Raw genomic sequence first — 2,525 nt, 5'->3', positions numbered from 1 at the left:
ATCCGAATCACAACGAAGCATCACGGGCCAATTAAGAACGAGCACGTTCATCCATGGCTTCGCCGTGATGCGGTCGACGAAATCATGAGGTTTATTGCGTAGCGGCTGGCCGCGTGCTGGTATTTCGACGGCTTCCAACACCGCGTCGATCTGCTATCGCTGATCTAAAACGCCCAACCTCGTGGGCGCTTTGATTCGGGACATCCACATTTCAGACGAGTAGTAGTGGCCTAGCAGCTAAACGGGTCTCCCTCGGGTAGTCCCACATAGCATCTAAATGGCTACGGTCGTTCGGACTTCTCTGGCGAATGACGGCGGCCGCCGAAAGCTGACATCGGGGCTTTCCTTCGCCACCGGCCAGTCTACTTGTCTGAACTTGCCTTCGCCAACCTCATTGACGACATCCGAGCAGAGCCGCTGGTCGGATTGTTGGGCCCCAAACGGTAGTTGGTCGATTGCCTGACCGGTGCACCTTAAGAAGCAGACGTGGCCCGTTGTCGCACGCTGCGCGGAGAACACGGGATCGGGTTCGACGACGGTTGACGCTGGTCGGCGTAGTGTGTCGGCTGAATGACTGTTCGTTGCCAACTCGAACTGCGCTGCCTGCCCAAACCAATGGAGGAAATCTTCACCTTGCCGCCGCACAGCGAGTAGCATGAATGTACTCATGCGCAGATGCTCCACCTGCATCGGGATGCGATCACCAACAACGTCCCACTGGTGTCGGGAATTGGGGAACCTATGAACTGGGATCCATGGTCAAGCGCATCCGAGGGCCGTGCCGGGCCGAATTCATCTATCACGACGGCCCCGATCGATGGAAGCCGCGTTGCCTTGTTCCTTGCCGATCCTGGTGGTGGAGTCTTCACTGCGTCGGGTAGCGCAGAGCACGGCTGGAGCCCTTGGTCCAGTGTCTCCCAAGGCCACGCCGGGCCCAACACATCGATCACGGCGGTATCAATCGCCGGCGGCCGCTTCGCCTTGTTTCTCGCCGATCCTGGTGGCGGAGTCTTTACGGCGTCTGGGAATGCACAGAACGGCTGGAGCCCTTGGTCCAGCGTGTCCGAGGGCCACGCCGGGCCAAACACCTCTATCGCTGCGGTTCCTCTCGCACGAGGCCGCTTTGCTTTGTTTCTCGCCGATCCGGGTGGTGGAGTCTTCACAGCGTCGGGCAACTCAGAGCGCGGCTGGAGCCCATGGTCCAGTGTGTCCCAGGGCCATGCCGGGACCAATACATCCATCACGGCTCTACCGATCGCTGGGGGGCGATTTGCCTTGTTTCTGTCCGATCCTGGTGGCGGAGTCTTCACGTCGTCTGGGAATGCACAGAACGGCTGGAGCCCTTGGTCCAGCGTATCTGAGGGCCGCGCCGGGCCCAGTACATCCATCACGGCAGTTCCGTTCGCCGGCGGCCGCATTGCCCTGTTTCTGGCCGATCCCGACGGGGGAGTCTTCACCGCGTCAGGCAATGTAGAGCAGGGTTGGAGTCCATGGTCGAGCGTTTCCGAGGGCCGCGCTGGACCCAAGACATCCATCACGGCAGTTCTGTTCGCCGGGAACCGCTTTGCCTTGTTTCTCGCCGATGTTCGTGGCGGAGTCTTCGCCGCATCGGGGAATGCAGAGACCGGCTGGAGTCCGTGGCTCAGCGTGTCCGAAGGCCACGCCGGGCCCAACACGTCCATTGCCGCGGTTCCAGTTGCTGGCGACCGCTTCGCCTTGTTTGTTGCCGATCCTGTTGGCGGCGTCTTCACTTCGCTGGGCGATTTCGGCAGCCCGATCAAACACGTCTTTGTGCTGATGCTCGAGAATCGGTCGTTTGACCACATGCTTGGGTTCTCTGGCATCACCGGGACCGATGCATTGACGGGAAAGCCGACGACGATAGACGGTCTGAAAGGCGACGAATCGAACGACTTCACCGACAGCGCCGGCATCGTCCATACGCACACGGTCGCTACGGGAGCACCCGATTTGATAAGCATCGGCCCGGCCCATGAATTTGTGGACGTGCTTGAACAACTGACCGAGCTTTCCATGGATCCTCCCTTCGATCTGGAGGGCTCCGCCTACCCAACACCGATCACTAACCGCGGCTTTGTGGCGAACTATCAGAAGAGAGTAGCCGCTCAGTTCGCAAAACGTCGCAAGGATGCTTTGTCGGCGTCAGGCTTGAACAGTGCCCTGACGATCGACGCGCTGAACGCACAGGAGGCGAGTTTCGACCTGGGCGTAGTCATGAAATGCTTCGGTCCAGGTCGATTGCCCGTCCTGAGCGCATTGGCGAAGGAATTCGTGGTTTGCGACCATTGGTTTTCATCGATGCCCGGACCGACCGAGCCCAACCGCATGTTTGCGCATGCGGCGACCTGCGGTACCTGGGACCGATCTCCAGACCAAACGGAGATCCTGGTCGCGCAAGGTAGCGACTCGCTCCACCCCGGATTCACGTTCAAACACGGGACCATCTATGACCTGCTCAGGAAGGCAGGCGTGCAGTACCGCATCTACGCAGGCGACCACTTTCC

General features: G+C 60.0%; 1 protein-coding gene. It reads left to right on the top strand.

The window, feature by feature from the left end; translation table 11 throughout:
* Positions 1-1,275: 1,275 nt before the first annotated feature.
* Positions 1,276-2,525: alkaline phosphatase family protein (locus AC1DY5_RS51090; protein WP_478121926.1), on the top strand; the 1,250-nt coding region annotated here is incomplete at its 3' end.

The organism is Variovorax sp. P4_D9, assembly GCF_056401695.1.
The sequence above is the reverse complement of the archived record's forward strand: the minus strand, read 5'-3'. Positions and strand labels throughout refer to the sequence as shown.